The sequence below is a fragment of the Thermoflexus sp. genome, from assembly GCF_034432235.1.
GTDB lineage: Bacteria > Chloroflexota > Anaerolineae > Thermoflexales > Thermoflexaceae > Thermoflexus.
This window is the reverse complement of the sequence record NZ_DAOUCJ010000044.1, coordinates 1-16,489: the sequence shown is the minus strand read 5'-3', so window position 1 is coordinate 16,489 and position 16,489 is coordinate 1. Positions and strand designations below refer to the sequence as shown.

General features: G+C 66.1%; 12 protein-coding genes. 3 read left to right on the top strand and 9 right to left on the bottom strand.

The annotated features are described in order from the left end of the window. Positions 1 to 73: 73 nt before the first annotated feature. Together VAE54_RS05260 and tsaA are read left to right on the top strand one after the other, a co-directional pair. A complete protein-coding gene (locus VAE54_RS05260) occupies positions 74 to 2,386 on the top strand; it encodes a sodium-translocating pyrophosphatase (protein WP_322800890.1) in 2,313 nt (770 codons plus the stop codon). 408 nt (positions 2,387 to 2,794) lie between these two features. Next, positions 2,795 to 3,208: a tRNA (N6-threonylcarbamoyladenosine(37)-N6)-methyltransferase TrmO gene (tsaA, locus tag VAE54_RS05255; protein ID WP_322800889.1), complete on the top strand. Its 414-nt coding sequence runs from the start codon at positions 2,795 to 2,797 to the stop codon at positions 3,206 to 3,208. A gap of 70 nt (positions 3,209 to 3,278) precedes the next feature. Here the strand turns inward: tsaA and VAE54_RS05250 are convergent, their stop codons facing one another. The 9 genes from VAE54_RS05250 to gltX form a co-directional block, all read right to left on the bottom strand. After that, entirely contained in the window at positions 3,279 to 4,691 is a 1,413-nt protein-coding gene (locus tag VAE54_RS05250) for a DUF3536 domain-containing protein (RefSeq protein ID WP_322800888.1), read from the bottom strand. A 54-nt stretch (positions 4,692 to 4,745) separates the two neighbouring features. Next, the gene (locus VAE54_RS05245; RefSeq protein ID WP_322800887.1) at positions 4,746 to 6,104 is read right to left on the bottom strand and encodes a TldD/PmbA family protein; all 1,359 of its coding nucleotides are present in this window, start codon (positions 6,102 to 6,104) and stop codon (positions 4,746 to 4,748) included. Positions 6,105 to 6,154: 50 nt separating this feature from the next. Beyond that, positions 6,155 to 7,627: a TldD/PmbA family protein gene (locus tag VAE54_RS05240; protein WP_322800886.1), complete on the bottom strand. Its 1,473-nt coding sequence runs from the start codon at positions 7,625 to 7,627 to the stop codon at positions 6,155 to 6,157. Positions 7,628 to 7,688: 61 nt separating this feature from the next. After that, complete coding sequence (locus VAE54_RS05235) at positions 7,689 to 8,891, bottom strand: MFS transporter (protein WP_322800885.1); 1,203 nt, start codon at positions 8,889 to 8,891, stop codon at positions 7,689 to 7,691. A 126-nt stretch (positions 8,892 to 9,017) separates the two neighbouring features. Next, positions 9,018 to 9,863 (bottom strand): 16S rRNA (cytidine(1402)-2'-O)-methyltransferase, encoded by an 846-nt coding sequence (gene rsmI / locus VAE54_RS05230; protein ID WP_322800884.1) that lies wholly within the window; start codon positions 9,861 to 9,863, stop codon positions 9,018 to 9,020. A gap of 92 nt (positions 9,864 to 9,955) precedes the next feature. Further along, the gene (locus VAE54_RS05225) at positions 9,956 to 10,855 is read right to left on the bottom strand and encodes a peptidylprolyl isomerase (RefSeq protein ID WP_322800883.1); all 900 of its coding nucleotides are present in this window, start codon (positions 10,853 to 10,855) and stop codon (positions 9,956 to 9,958) included. Between the two features lie 12 nt (positions 10,856 to 10,867). Further along, positions 10,868 to 12,610, bottom strand: a complete 1,743-nt coding sequence (locus VAE54_RS05220) for an alkaline phosphatase family protein (protein ID WP_322800882.1) — start codon at positions 12,608 to 12,610, stop codon at positions 10,868 to 10,870. A gap of 78 nt (positions 12,611 to 12,688) precedes the next feature. After that, on the bottom strand, positions 12,689 to 13,726 hold the full coding sequence (locus tag VAE54_RS05215) for a site-2 protease family protein (protein ID WP_322800881.1): 1,038 nt from the start codon (positions 13,724 to 13,726) through the stop codon (positions 12,689 to 12,691). Positions 13,727 to 13,798: 72 nt separating this feature from the next. After that, positions 13,799 to 15,286, bottom strand: coding sequence for a glutamate--tRNA ligase (gene gltX, locus VAE54_RS05210; protein WP_322800880.1), 1,488 nt, complete (start codon positions 15,284 to 15,286; stop codon positions 13,799 to 13,801). Between the two features lie 213 nt (positions 15,287 to 15,499). On the opposite strand from gltX, the gene VAE54_RS05205 reads away from it, so the two are divergent. Then, entirely contained in the window at positions 15,500 to 16,084 is a 585-nt protein-coding gene (locus tag VAE54_RS05205; RefSeq protein WP_322800879.1) for a Uma2 family endonuclease, read from the top strand. Positions 16,085 to 16,489: the final 405 nt, after the last annotated feature.

Here is a 16,489-nt window from a genome sequence, read left to right as displayed (position 1 = left end):
TAAAGTTTGTAGAATGGGTTTGCGTCTTTCCTCACATTCCCCCGCTAATCGAAACCCTTAGGGAGGTGCGCGGATGACCTGGCATGGGCTCACGCCGTTTGAGTTCTATGCGGTGCTGGCCGTGCTTGGGGTGGCCGTGGTGAGCCTGATCTTCGCCTGGATCCTCCGGACGGAGGTCATGCGCCACCCGAAGGGCACGCCGAAGATGCAGGAGGTCTGGGAGGCCATCCGAGAGGGGGCCGAGGCCTATCTGCGCCGGCAGCTGATGAGCATCCTGCCGTTCATGGGCCTCCTGAGCGTGTTGCTCTTCCTCAGCGTTTACATCGTCCCCCCTTCACCGGAAGCGCGGGAGGTCTTCCCCCAGCTGGATGAGAACACCTTGCGGCTGGTGATGGGACTGGGCCGCGCGGTCGCTTTCCTGCTGGGCGCCGGGTTCTCCCTCGCGGTCGGGCAGCTGGGGATGCGGATGGCTGTCCAGGGGAACATCCGGGTGGCCGAGGCCGCGCGGACCCGCGGGTATGAGGCGGCCCTGCGCCTGGCCTATCGGGCCGGCACCATCACCGGGATGCTGACCAATGGCCTGGGGTTGCTGGGCGGTTCCATCATCTTTCTGATTTTCGGGATCGCCGCGCCGGATGCCCTCCTCGGCTTTGGATTCGGCGGGACGCTGCTGGCCCTGTTCATGCGGGTGGGCGGCGGCATCTACACCAAAGCCGCGGACGTGGGGGCGGACCTGGTTGGCAAGGTGGAAATGGACGTCCCGGAGGATGACCCCCGCAATGCGGCGGTGGTGGCCGATCTGGTGGGCGACAACGTCGGCGATTGCGCCGGGATGGCCGCGGACATCTTCGAGTCCTATGAGGTCACTATGGTCTCGGCGATGATCCTCGGCCTGGCCGTCCGCGCGGTCGACCCGAACCACTCGATGGTGTGGATCATCTTTCCGCTGCTAGCCCGGGCGGTGGGGGTGATCGCCTCGATCCTCAGCACATACGCGGTGGGGGGCGTGGCCGGCCGCCGGGGGGACGCGCTGCGGGCCATCAGCCGGGGCTTCTTCGTTGGAGCCGTTCTCTCCTTCCTGGGCTTCGGAACGATCGGCCTGCTCTACGCGAAGGACTGGCGGGTGGTGGCTTCAACGACGGTGGGGCTGATTCTCTCCATTGTCATTGAGCGGCTGACGGATTACTTCACCAGCACCGAGCGGGCTCCAGTGGGTGAGATCGAGAAGGCCACCCGCGCCGGCCCGGCCACCACGATCCTTAGCGGCCTGGCCGTGGGCTATGAATCCACGGTGTGGGCGATTGTGGTCATCGCCCTCACCATCGCCGCCTCCACCCTGATCTACTGGGGCCTGCCGCCGGTCTATGTGCTCTACGGGGTCTCCCTTACCGGAATTGGGCTGCTGATGCTCACCGGCAACGTGGTGGGGATGGATTCCTACGGCCCGGTGACCGACAACGCCGGCGGGATCGCGGAGATGGCCGGGCTGGAGGAGAGCGCCCAAGAGGTGCTGGCGGACCTGGATGCGGTGGGCAACACCACGAAGGCCACCACCAAGGGCCTGGCCATTGCCACCGCGGTGATCGCCGCCGTGGCTCTTTTCGGCTCTTACCTCACGGATGTCAGCAAGGTCCAGGCCCAGCTTGGGCAGAAGCCCACCCTGCAGGATGTCGGGATCCGGATCGACCATCCGCTGGTGTTCGTGGGCCTGCTGTTGGGCGGGGCGCTGCCGTGGCTCTTCTCCTCCTTCGCTATCCGGGCTGTAAGCCGCGCGGCCACTCTGATCGTGGAGGAGGTGCGACGTCAGTTCCGCATCCCGGGGGTCCTGGAGGGAACGGTGAAACCCGACTACGCCCGGGTGGTTTCGATCTGCACCCTGGCCGCCCAGAAGGAGCTCCTCTCCCTGGCGCTGCTCTCGGTGGCTACCCCGCTGGTGGTGGGCCTGGTGCTCCAGGTGGAGGCCCTGGGCGCCTTCCTGGCGGGGTCCATCCTGGTGGGACAGCTGCTGGCGGTCTTCATGGCCAACGCCGGGGCGGCCTGGGATAACGCCAAGAAGCGCGTGGAGAACGAGCCGCGGGATCCAGCTCGCAATCTGGGCAAGGGCAGTGAGCGCCACAAGGCCAGCGTGGTCGGCGACACCGTCGGGGATCCACTGAAGGACACCGCCGGCCCGGCCATCAACCCGATGATCAAGGCGGTGAATCTGGTCTCCGTGCTGGCCGCGCCGATCATCGTTCAGTTCCGGGGGGTTCTCACCATCGGGACGTTGCTGGCTATCGGTGCCGCGGTGGGAGTGCTCCTGGCGGTGCTCCTCTGGGTGGTCTGGCAGAGCAAGCGGGAGGTGCCGGAGCTCGCGGGAGCTCCGGCTTCCGGATCGGGACAGTGAAGGAGGAGCTCCGGGAGTTGAGGAGACGCCTTCGGCGCTTACTCCACTCCCCTGGGGAGCAAAAACTTCCACGGGGCTGGATCGGCGGCCGTGGGCCATCGGTCCAGCCTCTTTTTTGGCTTACAGCTTACCTGGGCCTCTGTGTCGTCCACCGGTGGGAGCCTATGACCCGATTCCATGATTCAAGATGCAACGATCGAAGCGGGCGTCGACGCGGGGTGTGAAGGGATGTCGAATGAATTCGACCTCAAGGGCCTTTGACCGATGGCCGGCCTGCGTCGTCCAAAAGACACCTCACGTTGACGAAGGCCTCACGAGGCGCGGAGCCTCTTGTGAGGCCGATTTCCAATCGGCGCCCCGTGAAAGCCTCCCTTACCCGATTCGTCCACAGTGCGATAGGGAGCGGTCATGGGCCAGAAAGAATGGGTGTTCCGGGCCATTGGTTATGTTCGGAACCGCTTCTCGGAGTGGACGGAAGCGGATGTGATGCGCCAGGAGGAGAGCGAACTGGTCCTGGATCCGGCGTTCGTGGAGGGTCTGGAGGGTTTGCAGCCGGGCGATGGGCTGATGGTCATTTACGTTCTGGACCGGGTGAAGGAGATCCGCCTGAAAGTGCATCCCCGGGGCGATCCCACCCAGCCTGTGAAAGGGGTTTTCGCCACCCGTTCCCCGTATCGACCCAATCCCATCGGGCTCACGGGGGTGCGGGTGGTGGCCATCGAAGGCCCTGTTGTGCGCGTGCGGGGGCTGGACGCGCTGGATGGCTCCCCGATTCTGGATCTGAAGATCGCCTCGGACATGGATCGGCCCCCCGATCTCTGAGCCGGAGGGGCGGGCCTTCTCCTGGACGGGGCGGACAAGGAAGTGGGAGGCTTCATCCCTCGCCTTTGTGTCAGAGGGAGAGCCTCGACGGGGGGCTTTCGCTCTGGAGCCCCGAAGGCCGGCTGTTCCAGATCTCATCGAAGATCTGGGCGCCGGTTTTGCCAGTGCGCCCGCTTCGGGCCAGCGCCAGGGCCCGGCGGAATCCCTCGCTCAGATCGACCCCTGTCGCTTCATGGATCAGCTCGATGGCCCGTGCCGCTTGGCGGATCACCAGGCGGGGCTCCAAGCTGTCCAGATCTGCATAGAACCAGCCGCAGCTGGCAAACATGCGCTGGCGGTGGACCTGGGCCTGAAGGGCCCGCAGCAGGCGCTGCTCGACCTCGGTGGAAAAGGGACGATCGGCGAATTCCCGCAGGAGCGAGCCGGCGTCCATCACCCCCAGGACCACATGGATATACTCGTCCCGCAGCCGCCACGGATTCCCGACGCGCCCGTGGGCCAGGTCCAGATAGGCGGCGTCGATCTCCTCCGAAAGCAGATCCATCGCCGCCCGCAGGATCGCTTTCCACCGCGAATCCCCGGGGGTGCAGGCGCATCCCGTGCTCCAGCGGGCCAGGCCGTGGGAACAGCTCCAAGCCGTGTTCTGGATCACCTCGATTTCCTCCACCGGCGGATGCGCCCGCAGATGCTCGGTAAGGGTTACGACTTCATAGGCAGCGGCCTGCGGGTGGAGCAGGCGCTCCAGGAAGCCCACCCCTTCCCGGTGATGATGGCCGAAGGTCTCCCCATCCATCGCCAGCAGCGTCAGATCGCGCCGGCCTCGCAGGACCTCCTGGGCCCAGCGATCCGCTGGCCCCAGCGAGGGCATCGCGAAGGAGACCTGATTCGAAAGATCGCGATCCCGGACGAAGACCGTGAAATACGCGTTGGCCTCCAGGCGGACCCGATACGGCCCGGCGCCCCGAGTGAGTTCCCCTCGCACCTGCTCGGAGGAAAGGATGGTAAACGTCAGGCCGGCCTCGGCCAACACCTCCAGGGTGGTAAGATCCACGGCCATCTCCGGCAGCCACATCCCCCGGGGATGCCGGCCGAAGCGATGCTGGAAGGATTGAATCCCCCAGTAGACCTGGGTGATCCGATCGCGGCGTCGGGCGAGGGGGAGGATCGTGTGATGGGCCGATTGGGCGATGGCGTTCCCCACGCCGCGGGCCACGTTCGCCCGATCCGCCTCCAGGATCCTCCGATAGGTCTCCGGATCATGTCGGGCCAGCCAGGCGATCAGGGTAGGCCCTATATTGAAGCTGATCCGCTCAAAGAGGCAGCGCTCAGCCAGCGGCCGGTAGCACTCCGCCGTGATCTTCTCGTTGAAATCGTGATACGGCTCCGCCCCGGGCTCCGGAGGGACCTCCCCGGTCCACGGATCCTCCCGGGGGGGCTGATAGAAATGCCCATGCACGGCCAGCCGCGCTGTCGATTCGCTCACCGGAAACCTCCATATATAAGGTAAAGACACGGCATGCCGTGCCCCTACGGCATGCTAACCCCCGGGCATCTCGGTCACCCCGGTGAAGGTGAACGCCTCCAGCAGGAGGGCTGGAACGCAGGTGAACCCGAACCCTTCAGAAAGCACCCAGCGCTCCTTCCCCACAGCCCGCACTTGAGCCAGGGCCGGCACGTAGCCTTGGGTGAATCGCAGGTTCTGCACCGGGTAGGCGATCTCCCCTTTCTCGATCCAGAACACCCCATCCCGGGTCATCCCGGTCAGGACGCAATCCCGCGGATGGACCAGGCGGGTATACCAGAACCGGGTGATGTAAAGGCCGCGATCCACCTGGCGGATCATCTCCTCCAGCGTCGCCTCCCCGGGGGCCATGAACAGGTGAAGGGGAATGGGCCCCAGGCTGGCCATCTGGGGGCGGGAGCGGGGGAGGGCGTGACCGGTGGAACGCCGCCCCTCCCGGGCGGCGGTGATGGTATCGTAGACCGGGCCCTGGGGGACGCCCTTCTCCACGATGACCACGCGCTGGCGGGGAACGCCCTCAAAATCGAACGGAAGCGGCAACCCCGTTGGATCCCGACCGTCATCCCAGATGGTTACCATGGGGGACATGATCGGGCGGCCGATCCGATCATTCATCCACGATCGGCCTTCCTGGACGGCCAGCGCGCCGGCGCCTGCGTAGCCCAGCCAGGAGAGGATATCATCCACCGCGTAGGGCTCCAGGACCACCGGATACACCCCCGGCTCCACCGGGCGGGGGTTCCGGCTTCGCAGGGCCTTTTCGATCGCGGAGCGGCCCAGGGCTTCCCCATGCAGATCGGTCAGACGCCAGGCGGCCCGATGGGCATACCCGGACCCGTCATCGCACATCACGACGGTGGTGAAATGGGCCTCGGTGCCGACGTGGTAGGCGAACACCCCCCGGGAGTTCGCCACCGCCAGCTCGTAGATCCCGGTGGAGAGCGCGCCCGCCGCGCTGGCTCCCACGGATTCCGCCATCCGGCAGATGGGCCCGATGGCCCGCGCCCGCCATTCCGGCGTGGCGCCCGCCACCGCTTCATCGAAGGCGAGAACCGGCTCAATGGGCGCCGGATCTGGAAGGCCCGGGAACTCCGGGTTCTCCGGCTGCAGCCGGGCGATGGCCACCGCCTCCTCGATCGCCCGCCCGAGGGCTTCCTCTGTCAGACGATTGGTGATCGCCGAGCCCACCCGTTTCCCCACCACCACACGGACCGCGATCTCTGCGTTCACTTCCGCCACGTTCTGATGGATGGTGTTGTTCGCGAAGCGGGTCAGGGCGCTATCGTGGGCTTCCAGGACGATCTCCGTCTCATCCGCCGGGGAGATCGTTAAGGCTTTCTCCAGGAGCTCGCGGATCTGGGATTCGCCCAGCATTGTCACCTCCCTGTGGATCCTCATCGTCTGGGGACCGGCCGTGTCGCTTTCTACTTGCGGCTGAACACCCGCACGTTCCGAAAGCGGGCGGGGGCGGCCCCATGGCCGGTGTGCGCCAGCTGCGAAGGCTGCCCCTTGCCGCAGTTCGGCGTCCCCCAGATCACCCAGTGATCGGCGTTGCATACCGCATCGCAGGAGCGCCAGAACTCCGGCGTGATCCCGGTGTAAATCGGGTTCTTCAGCATGCGAGTCAGCTTCCCCCCTTTGATCTCCCAGGCGATCTCGCAGCCGAACTGGAAATTCAATCGCTTATCATCAATGCTCCAGGAGCGGTTGGTGTCCATGAAGATCCCTTCCTCGGTGTCTGCGATCAGATCCTCCAGGCGCCATGTCCCCGGAAGAAGGTTCACGTTCGTCATGCGGATCAGGGGGATGCGGTTCCATCCGGAGGCCCGCATGGTTCCGTTCGAGAGGCCGGTCACGTAAGGGGAAGGGCCCAGCAGCTTTAACAGCTGTCGGGCGGTCTCCCGGGAGGTCATATAGCCGACGAAAAGGCCCTCCTTCACAATATCCACGCGCTGGGCCGGAACCCCCTCATCGTCCCATCCGAAGGTCCCCAGGCCCCCGGGCAGCGTGGCATCCGCCGTGATGTTCACCACCTCCGAGCCGTAGCGGAAGGTCCCCAGTTTCTCCGGGGTCAGGAAGGAGGTCCCGGCATAGGCCGCCTCCGTCCCGAACACGCGATCCAGCTCGATGGGATGCCCGCATGACTCATGGATCTGCAGGGCCACCTGGGAGCCTCCCAGGATCACTGTGGTCACGGTGTCGGGGCATGGATCGGCGCTTAGCAACGCGACCGCTTCCTCCGCGATGCGCGGCGCGTGGCCCGGCAGGTCGCATTCCTCGATGAACTCCCATCCCCGGGTCATTTGATGACGGCCCACGGAGTTCGGATAGGATCGGTGCTGGACCTCATCGGGCCCCACGGCGAGGGCCTCGATGCCGCAGCCCGACTCGATGATCTCCTGCTCAATCCACGATCCCTCGGTGCTGGCGAAGATCTTGTGCTCGCGGAGGAACACCATCTCCGCCTCGGTGGCAGCGATCCCCTTCACCGCCCGCATCGCCGCGTCGGCGGCCATCAGGACCTCCAGCTTCTTCTCCAGGGGGACGGTGAACGGATCGATCTGCACCGGCGTCCGATAGGTCCCCCGCTGAACGACCGGAGGGCCGATATCCACGTCTTCCTTCTTGAAGAGGGCGCTGGCCTTCGCGATCTGAACGGCCCGCTCGGCGATCCGCTCCGCTTCCTCCAGCGTCAGCCGGGCGCTGGAGGCGAATCCCCACGCGCCGTCCGCGATCACCCGGACCCCGAAGCCCATGTCTTCGAGCTGGCTGATGCCCTGGACCACGCCGTTGCGGACCAGCAGGGATTGCTCGATGCGGTGGACCAAGCGGACATCCGCGTAGGATGCGCCTTTCAGCTGCGCGGCGTTCAGTGCCCGCTCCAGGAGCTCCTTCACGTTCGCCTCCTTCCGGGTGAGGTTTCGAGGGAGGGCCAGCGGCGGAACCCGTGCGCCTGTATTATAGGCGAGGCCCCCCTTCCTCCCAAGCCTGTCCGGGCGAAACAGCCTCCTCCCGTGGGATCAGCTTCCCTGTCCAGAAGACGGCGCCCATCGCCAGGGGGATCGCCAGCCCGGCGGCTCGCAGCGGATAGGCGGGCTCCAGGGTGAACAGGAGCCCGGCCAGTGGGGCCGCCAGCGTCATGGCCAGGCTGCGAGCGGTATGAACCAGCGCGGAGGACGTGGCCCGGGTCTCCTGGGAGGCCAGGCGCAGGATGCGGGCCGCGGCCAGGGAATAGCCCGCATACATGCCTCCCAGAAGGAACATCGCCCCGCTCACGATCGGAAGATACCGGAATCCGATCTGGAGCAGTGCGAAGGCGATCCAGCCCAGCCCCCATGCGCTCAGCAATCCGATAGGCCGCGCGCGCCCTTCATCCCATCGGCCCAGCATGGGGCCCAGCACAATGGCCCCGAGGGCTTGAAGCGAGGCGAAGAGGCCCAGATGGGTCCGGGTCCATGCTCCCCGCTGTTGCAGAAAATTCGGCAGCAGGACCAGCCCCAGCTGGCCGGCGGTGAAGAGCGTTAACAGGGCCAGGCCGAACGGCCAAGGGATCCCTCGCCGGAACTCCACCAGGCTTCGATGCCCGGGGCGTTGAGGGGGAGGATCTGCCGGGAGGCGTATGGCGGCGAGGGTGGAGAGGGAAAACAGCCCCGCGCTCACCAGGAGCACCCGGCGCATCCCCCATTGCTGGGCCATCCACCCACCCAGGGCGGGCGTCAGAACGCCGCCCAGCGCGTAGCTGGCGCTCAGCAGCGGGAAGGCGCGCTCCAGCGGGATCGGGCCGGCCATGCGGGCGACATAGGCGTTGATAATGGGAAGACAGTAGCCCGACACCAGGTAAAGCGTCAAGCCCGGGACGAACGCGCGCCAGTCGGCGGCCCCGGCCATCGTCAGGACCCCCATCAGCCCGGCGAGCCATCCGCCCAGCATCAGCGGCTTGTGGGGGAGGCGGTCTGTCACCCAGCCGACCGGGAGGTAGATCGCGGTCAGGATCAGCTCCCCGATCCCCATGGCCATCCCGATCTCGGACGGGGTGGCCCCCAGTTCCTGCATATACACGGGGATCAGATAGAAGAAGAGGCCCTCCCCCAGTGCCCAGAGGATTTCCGAGAGCATCAATAGCCGGATCATCCGCCACGATGTGGAGGACGAAGGCCCCATGGGAGAAAACTCCGTTCCGGTGCGGCATGGTGGGCCAGTTGGGACATCGCAATATGCCTGGGATCCTCAAAAAGCAGGTTCTCTCTTCCCCATGGCCCCTCGGGCCGGTGGTTCTGCCCTGTTTTGTCAGAGGTCGGATCGATGGGATTCCCCTCGAAGGTCCAGGGCCATCCGATAGATCACCGGGCGCGGCCATCCGGAAGCCCGCGCGAGCTCCCGGGCCGCCTGGGCCGGGGGCATTCCGGCGGCGAGCAGCTCCTGAAGGCGGCTTCGCACCTCCTCTTCCTCCCACTGCGGGACCTCCTCGGGCGCTCCGGCGATGACCAGGGTGAACTCCCCCCGGGGCTCCACCCGGGTGAAGTGCTCCAGGATCTCCCGCACGGTGCCCCGGCGGATTTCCTCATGGAGCTTGGTCAGCTCGCGGGCCGCCGCCATGGGGCGATCCCCCAGAACCTCCAGGATATCCCGAAGGGATTCCCGGAGGCGGTGAGGGGCCTCAAAGGCCACCAGGGTCCAGGGGAGGGTCGCGACTCCCGCGAGCAACCGCCGTCGTTCTCCGGGCTTGCGCGGCAGAAAGCCGAGGAAAACGAAGCGATCCGCTGGGAGCCCCGAGGCCACCAGGGCCGTCACCGGGGCGGAGGGTCCGGGGACAGGCACCACCGGGAAGCCCCGATCCAGCGCGGCGCGGATCAGCGCAAAGCCCGGATCCGAAAGGCCGGGCATCCCGGCCTCCGAAACCAGCGCCACGTCGCCCCGGGTCAGGGCCTCTAGAATCTGGGGGATGCGCACCGGCTCGTTGTGTTCGAAATAGCTGATCATCGGGGTATGGATCCCGTAATGCTCCAGCAGGATGCGGGTCCGGCGCGTGTCCTCCGCGGCGATGATGGCGCATTCGCGCAACACCCGCAGGGCGCGCAGGGTGATATCCTCCAGGTTGCCGATGGGCGTGCCCACCACATACAGCGTTCCCATCCGCACCTCCCGGTTCCGCCGATCCGGACGAAAAGGGCATGCCAGATAACGGCATGCCCTCGATCCTCTGGAATGACCACCGGAGGGATCCCTCAAGGGGAAAGGGGGATAAAGATCTCCACCTGCGCTTCGGCCCGCCAGGCCTGAAGCTGTTCCCGGATCCGCCTCTGGCGGAGCAGATCCTTCTGGTCTTCGGAGAGCGGCCGGGCGGGATCTTTCTCCACCACCAGGAGCAGGTGATAGCCATGGGGGGTTTTCACCAGCACAACCTGTCCCGGAGGAGTGGAAAAGGCCGCCTCCTCCAGCTCCGGGATCGCCAGGGTTCCTCGGGCGAACCACCCCAGGTCGCCTCCCAGATCCCGGGTGGCTTCGTTCTCGGAATATTGTCGAGCCAGCTCGATGAAATCTTCCCCATGTTGCAGGCGGGCCAGCAGCTGACGGGCGATGTCCTCCCGGGCCACCTGGATATGCCGGGCGTGAACCTGCTCGGCCGCCGCCGGGATATCGGCGGTCAGGCGCTCGAAGACTTTCTGAGCCAGGATGGCCGTCTCCTGATTGCGCCGGAATTCCTCCTCGGTCATCCCCATGGAGGCCAGCCGCTGGCGGAACGATTCGACCCCGCCGCTTTCCTCGATGAACTGGCGCATGGTGGCCTCAACCTCCGCCGGGGATACCGTGATCCCCAGCGCCGCGGCATGCTGCTGGATCAGAAGCTCCTCGATCATCCCCTCCAGGATCTGGCGGGGAAGCTGGGCCAGGCGCTGTCGTCCCTCCCCGGACTGGGGATCCAGGCCGTTGCGGATCCACTCGCGTTCATATGCAGCCACTCGCTTCTCGAACTCCTGAAGGAAAATCGGTGCACCGTTCACGCGGGCCGCCAGCGCGGGGGTTGGCGTTGCAGGGGCCGGCGGCGAAAGGGTCGGCGTGAGCGCCGGAGCGGGCGTGCAGGCCGCCGCAATGAACGTTAGAAGCATCACCGCCGATCTTTTCATGCGATCTCCTCCTCAATCCGGCATAGAATGCGACGCAGGCGTCCTCTGATATGTTTCGGTCAGATAGGCGTGAAAGTCCCGAGCATCGCGCCATCGCTGGGGGCGCAGCGGTCGATCCGAGGGGAAAACCAGGAAGGCGATCTCCTGCGCCCCGCCCAGCCCCCCGTGCGTTCCGCGCTGATCCTCAAAGGTGATCACCGTCTGGCCATCCCAGGCTCCCAGGAGGATGAGATCGCCGCTATCGGGCAACCGCGCCAGGCGGGCCAGCTCCTGAACGATCCGTTCCCCATCCAGCCAGCGTCCCTCCGGTGCCATGCGCTCCGGATCCGTTAAGGGATCCTGGCCGTAGATCGAAGACCGGCCATCGGCGCGGATGACGTGCGCTCCCTGCCGGCCCATCAGAAACACGTCTTCGCCCTCCCGCCCGATGACCAGGCCGATCCCTGGATGCTCGATCAGGGCATCGAGCAGGTGCGGCCACTGAACGGCGATCTCGCTCAACGACAGGGGGTGCGAGGCGGCCGTGATGTAAAGATGGGCCAGGGGTCCAGAGGCCCGAACCACCACATCCGCCCGACGCCCGGAGGGGCCGCCCTCTCCCTCGCGGGGGCGTGGAGCCTGTCGCTGCACATAGGCCCGGGCCGCCCGGACCACCTGAGCGCTGCGAGGGGAGAGGGTTCGCTCCAAGCCACGCATCTCCACCATCAGGTATCGCCACGACCGCCAGCGCCGATCATCCGGTTCCACCGTCTCATCCAGGGTCACCGGTTGAACCATATGCTCCTGGACAAAATCTCCCAGGCTTCGTCCGAAGCGTCGGGCGAAGGGCTCCGAAGGGGTCATGCCATGGTCGGAGAAGATGTAAAGATCGTAGGGGCGCCGGGCGAACCCGGCCATCCGATCGATCTCCCGCAGATAGGCGTCCAGCCGGCGCAGGGCCCGGAAGGCCACCGGATGGTCCGGGCCGTAGCGATGCGCGGCCTCATCATACAGGACGTAAATCGCATACAGGGGGGAGATCCCCCGATGGATATCCATACTGAGGCTGAAGGTCAACAGCTCGTGGAGCAGGGCGCTTCCCAGGGCCAGAAACGCGGTCCGAAAGAGCCCGGTCGGGTCCCGCAGGAACCGCCACCAGGTCTCCCAGGAGCGGATCCCATACCACAATTCGTCCAGGATGTCCCGGGCCACCATCCGGAGGATCCGCCAGATCCGCCCCGGGTTCAGCAGCACCATCAGGAAAAGGCCTAGCCCCTGCACACCGCTCAGCAGCCCGGGCAAGCCCATAGTGCTCAGCGTGAAAATGGTGCGCTCCGCCCCTCCATCAAACATGCTGGCATAGCAGGCTCCGCCCCGGAGCAACCCGCCCCCCCCGTCGGACCGCAATCGCGCGGCGACTCGACGGACGTGCGCTGGGCGCTTCATCACCACCGGCTCCTTTCGCATCCGCTCATACCATCGGAACCCCGGGATCGCATCCAGCTGGCCGTAGAGCAGCGCGGCGGTCACCACCGGGGTTGTGGTGGGGAAACCGGCGAACCACGGCGCGACCTGAAAGCGCCCCTTGCGGATCTGGCGGGCCAGATAGGGCATGCGGCCCTCCTGCAGGGCACGCTGCAAGTGGAGGAAAGAGAGCCCATCGATCTGGATCAGCACTAGGCCCCGCTCAAGGGTCGGCGGGGCCTCCGGCTGTCCCATCCGCCGGCCCAGGAGGCGATATTTCGCTCGGTAAACCCATCGGAGGATCCGCTTCATCGTGCTGGGTCTATCTTCTCCCGAACTCCCTGCACCCGCTCTGGGGCCAGGGATCGCGGAGCGAAGAAGAACTCCCGCTTATGGGCTGTCCTGAAGGAGAGATTCCACCTGCTCCCGGGCAAGCCAGCCGATGGGTCGGCCGTTGCGAAGCACCAGCAGGCCCGGCGCTTCGCTTCGGGCCAGGCAGGACCAGGCGGCGGCGATGGAGCTCTCGCCATCCACGATCCGCAGCGTCCGCCGTCGGATTCCTCCCGCATCCCGGAAGAGGCCCTCCGCCCACCGACCAGCGGATTCCACCGGGAGGAGCGGCTGTCCGCTGTGGGCCAGCAAACGACGGGCTGCCGGAAGGGCAACGCGATCGTTGATAGCGATCAGGATCGGCTGCGGATAGGGGGCCACCGGGATCCGCTGGAGATGCTCGTGGCGGCGGAGCAGGCGCGCTTCCTGCAGCGTCTGACCGAATAGCCACATCGCCACGGTCATCGTCACCAGCCCTCCGGGATCCTGACGCATGAACTGCCAGACCGCCAGGCCGCCGATGCCCATCGCACCGGCCTGGCCCACTCGCAACGCCAGCTGGGTCCCTCGTCCTTCCCCAAACCCCATGGCCAGCAGGCTGCGCATAATCCGCCCGCCGTCCAGTGGAAACACCGGCAGCAAATTGAAAACCCCCAGGAGGAGATTGAACATCCATAGGGTGGACCCGAGGCTCCAGCGCTCCCCGGGGCTCCTGATGGCGCTCCCTCCCATGCCCATTGCGCTGAGGCCCATGGCGATCAGGAGGTTCATCGCCGGGCCGGCCAGGGCGATGGCAAACTCCGCGCCGAAGCGGCCGGCCGGCAATTGCACCGCCGTGAACCCTCCCAGCGGCCACAGGAGGATTGAGGAGACAGGGATGCGGAGCAGGCGAGCGGCCATGAGATGGCCGATCTCATGCAACAGCACGAGGCCGAACAAGAGACCCCATCCGAGCCCCTGGCGGAGGGCTGCTCGCCATCCGCCCAGCACGCCCGCGCCCAGCATAGCGATGGTCAGCAACGCGATCAGGCTCCAGTGGACCCGGACCGGCGTCCCGGCGAGCGTGAACAGGCGTATGGTGAAGGAACGGGGTTTCAACGGCTCCCCCCTCTTTCTGGTGCGATACAGTATGCTGGATCAGCCGACCGAACTCCTGCCCGTTTCTCCCGGTCAAGACGAAGGAACCCGTTCCAGCAGGCGGATCGCCCCTTCCAGGCGAGCCAGCGTCCGCGGGCGGCCCAGCAGGGCGATCGACTCGAAGAGCGGTGGGGTGACCCGCCGGCCGGTCACCGCCACCCGGACCGCCATAAACAGCGTGCCGGCCTTCACCCCCAGGCGGTCCGCCAGCCCGCGCAGCGCGGCCTCGATGGCCTCATGGGTGAATTCCGGAAGGCGCTCCAGCGCCTGCGCGGCTTCCACCAGCCAAGTCCGGACCTCCTCCGGGGTGCTCCCCTTCGGCACCAGATCCTCCAGCGCGGGCGAGACTTCCTCTCGCCAGAGGAACTCCAGCATCTCCGCTCCCTCCCGGAGGGTCTTGATGCGCTCCTGAATCAGGGGGATCGCCCTGTGGAGCGTCTCCGGGTCCGGGCGCAGGCCCAGGGCCTCCAGGTAGGGACGCAAGCGATCCGCCAGCGCCTCCACCGTCAGGCGGCGGATGTAGACGCCGTTCATCCACTCGAGCTTCTCGTAGTTGAAGGCCGCCGGTTTGGGATTGATGCCGGAGATGTCGAACTTCTCGATCAGCTCCTCCATCGTGAACAGCTCGGTCTTGTCGTCGTAGGCCCAGCCGGTCAGCGCCAGGAAATTCACCAATGCCTCCGGCAGATAGCCTTCCTCCCGGAAATCCCGCACGAAGACCGCCGTCTCCCAGCGCCCCTGCTCCTGCAGCACCCGCTTGCTCATCTTCCCCTTGCCGGTGGGGCTCAGGATGATGGGCAAATGGGCGAACTGCGGAGGCTCCCAGCCGAAGGCCCGATAGAGCAGGATATGCCGCGGGGTGCTGGGGATCCACTCATCCGCCCGCATCACATGGGTGATGCGCATGAGGTGATCGTCCACCACGTTCGCCAGATGATAGGTCGGGTAGCCGTCCGATTTCAGCAGCACAAAGTCGTCCTGCGTCCGGTTCTGCACCGAGATCTCGCCGTGCACCAGGTCGTGAAAGGTGGTGGTCCCTTCCATGGGGACCTTCAGGCGGATCACGTAAGGCTCTCCGGCAGCGATACGGCGCTGGGCTTCCTCGGGCGAGACGTTGTAACGGCAGAACCGGTCGTAACCGGTAGGCTGTTTGCGGGCCTCCTGCTCACGGCGCAACCGCTCCAGGCGCTCCTCGGAGCAGAAGCAGTAGTAAGCGTGGCCCATTGCAACCAGGCGATGGGCATGTTCCTGGTAGATCTCCAGCCGCTGGGATTGGATGTAAGGACCGTAAGGCCCTCCGACATCGGGCCCCTCATCCCAATCCAGGCCCAGCCACCGGAGGGAGTCCAAGATATCCTCCAGCGCGCCAGGGATGAGCCGCTTGCGATCCGTGTCCTCGATCCGCAGGATGAACTGCCCGCCATGGTGGCGGGCGAAGAGCCAGTTGAACAGCGCCGTGCGAGCCCCTCCGACGTGCAGGAACCCAGTCGGGCTTGGGGCAAAGCGAACGCGTACGCTCATCCGGGATTTACCTCCGCTGCTTTGAACCGGGTGAATTGCATTCCCATAGCTTTTGCTGATATTGTAGCCCAGGAAGAGCCTGCTCACCGGGATTTCAGAACGGGACACGGCCAGCGGGAACCCCCACGGTGGATCTCGTATCCATGCAGGATGGGAGTCGTTTTGCCGCTCGCCCGTCGATTCTCCCGTATAATGATCCTCAGGAGATCCCGGATGCGGGGGAGGTGGGGGATGGGGATCCGGCTGGACCTGTTGCATCGGGTGACGGACGAGGAGCTGCGGGAGCTGTCGGAGCGGAACCCGGGGTATCAATTCGAGCGCACCGCGGACGGGAGGCTGATCGTGACCCCGACGGGCGGAGAGAGCGGACGGCGCAGCCTGAAGGTGGCCTACCAGTTAGAACGATGGAACGAGCGCACTGGTCTGGGGGTGGTGTTTGATTCCTCGACGGGTTTTCGGCTTCCGGACGGTTCGCTGTTTTCCCCGGATGCTTCGTGGGTGTCGCGGGAGCGGTGGGAGAGGCTGCGTCCGGAGGAGCGGGAGGGTTTCGGGCCGTTGTGTCCGGACGTGGTGTTTGAGGTGCGGTCGGCGTCGCAGGGGGTGGGGGAGCTGCGGGAGAAGATGGGGGTGTATGTGGCGAACGGGGCGCGGCTGGGGGTGCTGATTGATCCCTATGGGCGGGTGGTGGAGGTGTATCGGCCGGGGGGGCGGGTGGAGCGGTATGAGGGGGTGGAGGCGGTGTCCCTGGACCCGGAGCTTCCGGGCTTTGTGCTGGAGCTGGGGCCGGTGTTCACATAGGAGAGCGAAGCCCGGCGCGAAGGGGACTTAGGCTGTTGGAAATGCAGGCGGAGATGATGTCGTCGGGGACCGTTGTCCTGCAAAACCGTTCTGTGGCTCGTCGTCATTTATTTCACTCCACGGGGCGAAATCCATGACCGGCCACTTCCGGCTTCCTCGACCCGTGGCGCGTCGACCGGGCTTTTGCCCGTTCCGCCGCCAGAGGGATCGGGGGCACCCCAGCCGGTCTTCGACCGGCTGGGGACCCCGCGACCGGCGTCACCTCCCGGGGAACTCCCGGTAGGGCTGTTTAGGACAGCCAATCCGTAATTGCGGAGGTGGATGGCCGCGTGGAGATCCCGATCCACCTCCAGCCCGCAGGCCGCACAACGGAAAACCCGCTGGCTTAAGGGAAGTCTCCCGTTC

Bases quoted from the DNA above. Each gene is read 5' to 3' on its own strand.
- VAE54_RS05260 (WP_322800890.1), top strand. From the start codon at position 74: ATGACCTGGCATGGGCTCACGCCGTTTGAGTTCTATGCGGTGCTGGCC.
- tsaA (WP_322800889.1), top strand. From the start codon at position 2,795: ATGGGCCAGAAAGAATGGGTGTTCCGGGCCATTGGTTATGTTCGGAAC.
- VAE54_RS05245 (WP_322800887.1), bottom strand. From the start codon at position 6,104: ATGCTGGGCGAATCCCAGATCCGCGAGCTCCTGGAGAAAGCCTTAACG.
- VAE54_RS05235 (WP_322800885.1), bottom strand. From the start codon at position 8,891: ATGGGGCCTTCGTCCTCCACATCGTGGCGGATGATCCGGCTATTGATG.
- rsmI (WP_322800884.1), bottom strand. From the start codon at position 9,863: ATGGGAACGCTGTATGTGGTGGGCACGCCCATCGGCAACCTGGAGGAT.
- VAE54_RS05225 (WP_322800883.1), bottom strand. From the start codon at position 10,855: ATGAAAAGATCGGCGGTGATGCTTCTAACGTTCATTGCGGCGGCCTGC.
- VAE54_RS05220 (WP_322800882.1), bottom strand. From the start codon at position 12,610: ATGAAGCGGATCCTCCGATGGGTTTACCGAGCGAAATATCGCCTCCTG.
- gltX (WP_322800880.1), bottom strand. From the start codon at position 15,286: ATGAGCGTACGCGTTCGCTTTGCCCCAAGCCCGACTGGGTTCCTGCAC.
- VAE54_RS05205 (WP_322800879.1), top strand. From the start codon at position 15,500: ATGCGGGGGAGGTGGGGGATGGGGATCCGGCTGGACCTGTTGCATCGG.